The sequence below is a fragment of the Chloroflexota bacterium genome (genome assembly GCA_034717495.1).
Taxonomy (GTDB): Bacteria; Chloroflexota; Anaerolineae; order JAAEKA01; family JAAEKA01; genus JAYELL01.
This window is the reverse complement of the sequence record JAYELL010000039.1, coordinates 37,729-44,148: the sequence shown is the minus strand read 5'-3', so window position 1 is coordinate 44,148 and position 6,420 is coordinate 37,729. Positions and strand designations below refer to the sequence as shown.

The window sequence follows — 6,420 nt, the reverse complement described above, 5'->3', positions numbered from 1 at the left end:
TGGCGGATTTCGAGGTGCTCTGGTTCGAAGAGCCCATTCCGCCGGACAATAAAGAGGGCCTGGCAGCGGTCCGGCGGCGGATTGACGTGTCAATTGCTGCAGGTGAACGGCTTTACAGTCGCTGGGACTTTCCCGAATTCTTTCGCCTGGGCTGCGCCGACTTCATCCAGCCCGACGTTACTCATGTGGGAGGCCTGGGAGAGCTACGCAAAATAGCGGCGATGGCCGAATGTCATCACCTCCCGATCTGTCCACACAATCCCAGTGGCCCGGTGGCAAACGCTGCGACACTGCAGATCGCTGCCTGTACGCCCAATTTCTATCTTCTTGAGACCATGGCGAGCGATGTTCCCCATCGAAAAGAGATCAGTACAGAGCATGTTCGTTTTCAGGACGGTATGATGTTCGTTCCCGAGGAACCTGGCTTAGGCATCGACATCGATGAAGCAGCCATCACCCGTTATCCCTACGAGGCTCGTGATTTGCGCCATTACACCGGACAACTCACCAATATCCGGCCTGACCATGCGACGGTTTATTTCGAAGATGAGTCTTGCTGACGGTAAACTTCCCGGAAGAGAACCATGAACAAAACTGGTGTTGAACTGATCTGGCGTCCCGATCTGGAAGCAGTCGTGGCAAGACATCGAGCCTGGTTTGAGGGAAAGCGACGATACCTTGTCACGGTCATCCCCCAGAGCTGGGATTCCTTCAACTGGGATCTCTCCATCGATGTAAAAACACCGCGGCCACTGGACACCTTCGATTTCTTCGACGATGCCCAGTTGGAGGAACACCTCTCCTTTCGCCTTGCCCAATACGGAACTTTCTGGCAGACAAAGGCTGAGTGGGGACTGGATGACGACTTCATCCCCGTATTCGAGCCTCGTATCGGTTGGGCGGAAAATACCGCAGCCACGGTCGCGGGCGCAGAGGTTTCTTTCTACGCCCAGACGAGCGCCATGCAACCAGTTATAGAACGTTACGATACCTTCGACTGGGATCGAATCCGCTATGATGCCGAGAGCCCCTGGGGGCAGGTATTGACCAAGGCCAATAGCTGGGCTGCCCGGCAGGGGCGTGGCTGCTTTCTCGTGCAACCCAGGGCACTGGATGCCAACCCCAGTGATTTCGCCAAGGCATGCAGGGGAAACGATTTTTTCCTCGATTTATCCTTACACCCCGAAAGGGTACACCGGTTGATGAGACGCTGCACCGATGCGGTCATTGACTTAATCGAGGACCAACGCCGCGTGATCGGTGGCGAAACATTGGGAGGGTACGCGACGACCTGGCACGGCGGCTACTGGACGCCGGGACCTGTCCTCGGCCATGTGGGTGATAACGTGTCAGACCTGATCTCTGCCCCGATGTTTGAGCAACTCCTTGCGCCCTATCTGCGATCTTTCCTGGGGCATTTCGAGGGAGGGGTCTTTGCTCGTGATGTTACTACGAAGCAGATCTGGGATATGCTTCGCAATCTCGGAAACGTGTTAGCTTTCAAGCCGCGCCAGGTCGGGATGGTACGATTCACGGCACAGGACATCCGTGCTATCGCCGAGGCAACGGACCGATTGCCCCTATTCATCGAACCTTTTTCGTGGGAGGAGTTTTGCGCGTATCGCCAGGCAGTGGTGGACAGCGAGGTCAGGGCCTTTTTCGTGGTTCACTGCCAGGACCGGGATCAGGGCGCCCGGGTAGTGGACAGTGTCCGACGATTGGAGACGCGTTGAAAAAACCCACGGGTGAAGGAATAAACACCCATACCAAGATACAGATCAGATATGGAGGTAAGACTTGTTCTACCTGGAAAACGACCAGATTCGCTTTGCCCTATCCGAGCGGGCAGAGATCGTGCAGTTCCAAAACAAAATCACGGGGCACAAGTACATTGCCCAGCCGCGCGGCTGCTGGAAGTTGATTTTCCGCGACGATGTCAGTGACGAAAACGCCATCTGGCCGGAGGAGCAAGCCCCTCAGGTAGCAAAGACCGAAGAGCTGATCACGGTCACGTACCGGCATCTCTGCTATCGAGATCGCATCCTCCAGATCGGCCTCCGATTCCGCTTTGAACTGTCCGGAGACCAGGTGACGGCGTGGGCTGAGATCGACAACGATCAAGACGTGGAGATCGCAGAGCTGCATTTTCCTATCGTCGGGGGGATCGCGTCTCTAGCAGGCGACCCGGCCCAGGATATCCTCGTGTGGCCAGACGGATTGGGAAAGCGGATCGTCGCCCCCCTGCACACAGATTTTGGCGAGTTCACGTCTTTCCGGGGATATGAAGCGCCGGACCAGCACCATCGCAACCTGTATCTGCTCTATCCGGGTCCGGCCTCGATGCAGTGGTACGAGCTGTGCAACGAGCAGGAAGGGCTCTATATGGGCTCCTATGATCCCTCCCTACAGAGCACGTGCCTCAACGTCGAAAAGGACATGAAGCGAGAGACACTGTCACTGAGCTTTGTCAAGCTCCCCTTCCTGAAAAAGGGCGAAAATTGGCAATCCAGCCCCTTTGTCGTCTCAGCTCACGCTGGCGATTGGCACGTCGGGGCCAAAAAATACCGCCGCTGGGCAGATGATACCTGGTGGTCAGCGCCTGCCCCACCGGTGTGGGTCAAACGCTTCAAGGGTTGGCTGCGTGTGATCCTCAAGCACCAGTATGGCGAGATACTGCGCGACTATGCCCAGCTCCCCGCCCTGTACAAAGAGGCGCAGGCGTCCGGCATGGACACGGTCTTTATTCTGGGCTGGATACCAGGCGGATTCTCTCACAAGTGGCCCGAGTACTATCCCGACCCGGCGATGGGCGGCGAGGACGGACTAAAAACCGCCATCGACGAGATCCACGCCGCTGGGGGCAAAGTGCTGGTCTTTGTAAGCTATTACGTAGTGGATCGCGACACCGACTTTTATCGCGAGGTCGGACATCGCATCTCGCTCAAGAATGTATGGAACGTCGAGTATTCGTTTGCAGAGACCTACTCGGGCGAGGGCGTTTGGCGCCGTGTTGCCAGCGGACGTATGCCTCTGGCCTGCATGTGTCCTTCCACACCGGAGTGGCAGGAAAAAATGCTAGATGTGGGCCGGCGAATCGTCGAGATGGGCGCCGATGGCGTGCTCTACGACATCGGCGGCTATACACCTGTCCTATGCTTTGACAGTTCACATCCCCACGACAAGCCGAGCACGGCCTTTGCCACCAAGGCCGAAAACTATCGGCAGTTGCGGGCCAACGTCAAGGCCCTCAATTCCGAGGCGGCCATGTGCATGGAGCACACCGTCGACGTCTATGGACAGCATATGGATATCGCACATTCATTGGACGGAGCTTGGCCGGATCCCCGTGCCTTCCCAGCGCTATACCGTTATACGTTCCCGGAGCATATCTGCATGAACCGGGAGTGCGGTGAAGACGAGGACGACTACCTTACCAAGGCCAATTATACCTTTGTCTATGGGCTGCGCTTTGACATGACCATCTTTCGCTGCCGGGGCACGCTGAGCGACATTCCACACTATGCGGCCTACCTGGGCAAGCTCAATCGCATCCGCGACGCACACGGCGATCTCCTACTGGAAGGAACCTTTGTGGATGGCGAGGGGATCGAGCTCGGCAACCCATCGATCGTAGCCAAATCCTACAGGATCGCCGAGCACTTGGCGGTCGTTGCATGGAACCCTGCCTCGGAAAGGCAGCCGCTACTCATCCGGGCACCAGAGTATCGTTTGGTCAAAACAGTGACCGTTGACGGGGAAGCACACCTGCCCCTTGAGACACTGAATCCGAACCAGATCGCCGTGCTCATTTACGTGTCCACTTAGACGAAGAACATTGCGCCAGGCGGAAAGAGCTTTGAAGATAGCCGCAATTCAGACCTACATCTGCTACGTCTACAGTACCAACTTGGTCATAATCAAGGTCCTCACCGATTAGGGTGTAACATATAATAACGTCTCCTGACGCCATTTTACGTACGAAAACGTGTGGAACTCGCCCTATTGCAAGTTATACAATCCAACCTTCATTTCCGAACCAAACAGAGGGATGAAGGCATGATCTGATGTCTGTTCGCACAGTTACTGAATATGCAAGGAGAAGAACCATGCCAAGCATAAGAGATTTTCAAAAACCCCTCGCCATTACCATGTGGGACTCATCATGGATACGCCGTCGTTAAAAAGGAGGCGGTTTCGAAGATTGGGATAAGGCCCTCGATGAGTTGGTAGAACGGGGCTACAATGCCGTGCGGATCGACGTTTTCCCGCACCTGATCGCCAAGGCTCCGGATGGAGCACTGGTCGAGGTCTTCAAAGATCCACCCGGAACCTTCCCACATTTCCTCGGGACCGCGAAGTGGGAAAATGAATACACTATCTATATCAACCCCCGCAAATCCGTGGTGGAGTTCATCCGAATATGTCAGGAACGAGACATATTTGTCGGTCTTTCCACCTGGGTCATATCCACCAGACCGCGGGTGGCTTCGAAACAGCGGCGGTGGTACTCGGTGAAGAAGTCGGAAATGCGCCCAACCAGGTAATGTGTAAACTCCGGACGCAACAAGGTATCCACCAACGAAAGTTCGAGACCACGTAAGAGATTGTGGTAGAAAAATGGTGCGGTGTAACCCAGGCTGGTGGCGCGCCCGCCGCAATGTTCAACCAGATCTGGCAGGACGCTGTAGTTGTACCAGTCTGGATCTGGCCAGCGATAGGTCTCGAGGTCGGCAATGGATTCGGCCTCGGCCAAGGGAAAATAGATTTGCTCATCGTACGAACCCGTGCCGTAAGACTGAGGACGGAATCCCATCCCCCACTCGTTTTCGCTGTAGACGTCCTCCTCAAGGAGTTCAGGCCCGATATAGGGGGGCGAGATATTCAGAATGCCGTCGATGCCAAGGATCTGCCATAGCTCCAGAATCGCTTCGACATCGCGTGTGAGCAGACCTCCCAACAGGCTGATAGCGGTGCCTTCGGTATCCCCGGCAGTTTCAATGCTGAAGTACTCGAAAAGCCGCTCTTGCACTTCGGGGGTCGCCCACATATCGGTGGGAATTCTATCAAGAGGCTGGTGATGAATGGCTGCCAGGATACGCTCTCGGTGATTCATCAGTTCAATACCCTATTTCCTTGGCTTCGGCTTCTAAAACACTCAGAAAGTCTGCGGCCTCGTCTGGTTGCATAGGTTCCTGGATGTAGAAAGCGAATCCCCGGCCACCAACATCCCGCACGATACGAAGGGCGCCTTCCGGGGAGACATAAAGCTGACACAGTTTACCGGCATCCCTGATGCGTTTGAGTAAGGGAATCCATTGTTCAGGTGGTGGTGCGCCATCTCCGGAAATCCATTGGATGCCCCGTAACCCACCCAGAGAGAGCAGCATGTCCAGGTGCGGGATCTGCCCCTTACCATCCAGATGGTAAAACGCATGATCCAACACATCGCAGCAGGCGAATAGATCTGGCAGCACGAATCGTTCGAACATCTGTGGTGAGATCATGTAGGAGAAATCGCTTTGCAGCATGTAGCAACGTTCCGGCGACCAGATGGCGGCCCAGGGTGTCGTGCCTCTACCTGCCTCGGCGATGATCCCGGCCAATTCATCGTAATAACGCCACCACAACGTGGTAATACGATCACCTAACCTGATGACTTCTTCCGGGGAATCATACAGGTCAAAGAGCAACTGCTGTGTGTCGCGCAAGCTGGCCAGGATGTCTAAGTTACCGCCCAGGTCGGTATGAGCGATGGCGATGGCATCTCCCCAACGACTCACTGCCAACCTGGTCAATTCCTGAGTCCGCAGCCACCAGGGGTTCTGCGCGTCGTAGACCAGGTCAATTTCGCTAATGGCTGATACTGAACCGGGTGTGAACCAAACTGTGTCGGGTATACAGTGGACTCGCGCGCCCAGAAAGCCAGCCATAATGCCGGGGCCAAAGTTGAGCCACCACTTGGGAAAGTCGTCACCATACCAGCGCGTGGCTTCCAGCCGGGCCTGATAGCAGTCGATGACATTGCCGGCAGCGACGTCCAAACCGAAATTGCTGGTGAAATCCGGTGCCGCGGCAACAACGGCTTCAGAGCCCTGAACCATGCCCTCGATCATGACGAGAGGCCGATCCAGATCGCCCGCCCACCAGGCTGTCCATGCATCTGTGACACGTTCCCAGTCGGCCTCGGTGAAGTCCAGTTCAATGGTCATGGAAGCGGATACCTGCCATATTTGTGGATAGCACGCTGCATCGCTCGTACATTATCCGCCCGGCAGTAATGAGCGACGCATCTTGGAACTGCCTGCGAAATACCCGCCACCGGGAGCGAATGTTGCGATTCAATTGCACAAAACTTACGCTAACTCGCAGTGGGTCTGCCAGGGACAAAATCCTATTGTCGTTTCGGCTTGGCCTGATCCC

At 55.6% G+C, this 6,420-nt stretch carries 5 protein-coding genes; 3 read left to right on the top strand and 2 right to left on the bottom strand.

Annotated elements, in window-relative coordinates:
* The 3 genes from U9R25_08205 to U9R25_08195 form a co-directional block, all read left to right on the top strand.
* The coding region (locus tag U9R25_08205) for an enolase C-terminal domain-like protein (GenBank protein MEA3335881.1) at positions 1 to 560 on the top strand (560 nt) is incomplete at its 5' end.
* Between the two features lie 24 nt (positions 561 to 584).
* Positions 585 to 1,733: a hypothetical protein gene (locus tag U9R25_08200; protein MEA3335880.1), complete on the top strand. Its 1,149-nt coding sequence runs from the start codon at positions 585 to 587 to the stop codon at positions 1,731 to 1,733.
* 64 nt (positions 1,734 to 1,797) lie between these two features.
* A complete protein-coding gene (locus U9R25_08195; protein MEA3335879.1) occupies positions 1,798 to 3,825 on the top strand; it encodes a DUF6259 domain-containing protein in 2,028 nt (675 codons plus the stop codon).
* 598 nt (positions 3,826 to 4,423) lie between these two features.
* Here the strand turns inward: U9R25_08195 and U9R25_08190 are convergent.
* Both U9R25_08190 and U9R25_08185 read right to left on the bottom strand, forming a co-directional pair.
* Positions 4,424 to 5,113, bottom strand: coding sequence for a hypothetical protein (locus U9R25_08190; protein MEA3335878.1), 690 nt, complete (start codon positions 5,111 to 5,113; stop codon positions 4,424 to 4,426).
* A gap of 4 nt (positions 5,114 to 5,117) precedes the next feature.
* On the bottom strand, positions 5,118 to 6,209 hold the full coding sequence (locus tag U9R25_08185) for a hypothetical protein (protein ID MEA3335877.1): 1,092 nt from the start codon (positions 6,207 to 6,209) through the stop codon (positions 5,118 to 5,120).
* Positions 6,210 to 6,420: the final 211 nt, after the last annotated feature.

What these genes read in the sequence shown, in the direction of transcription:
- U9R25_08190 (MEA3335878.1), bottom strand. Translation starts at nt 5,113, where the DNA reads ATGAATCACCGAGAGCGTATCCTGGCAGCCATTCATCACCAGCCTCTT.
- U9R25_08200 (MEA3335880.1), top strand. Translation starts at nt 585, where the DNA reads ATGAACAAAACTGGTGTTGAACTGATCTGGCGTCCCGATCTGGAAGCA.
- U9R25_08185 (MEA3335877.1), bottom strand. Translation starts at nt 6,209, where the DNA reads ATGACCATTGAACTGGACTTCACCGAGGCCGACTGGGAACGTGTCACA.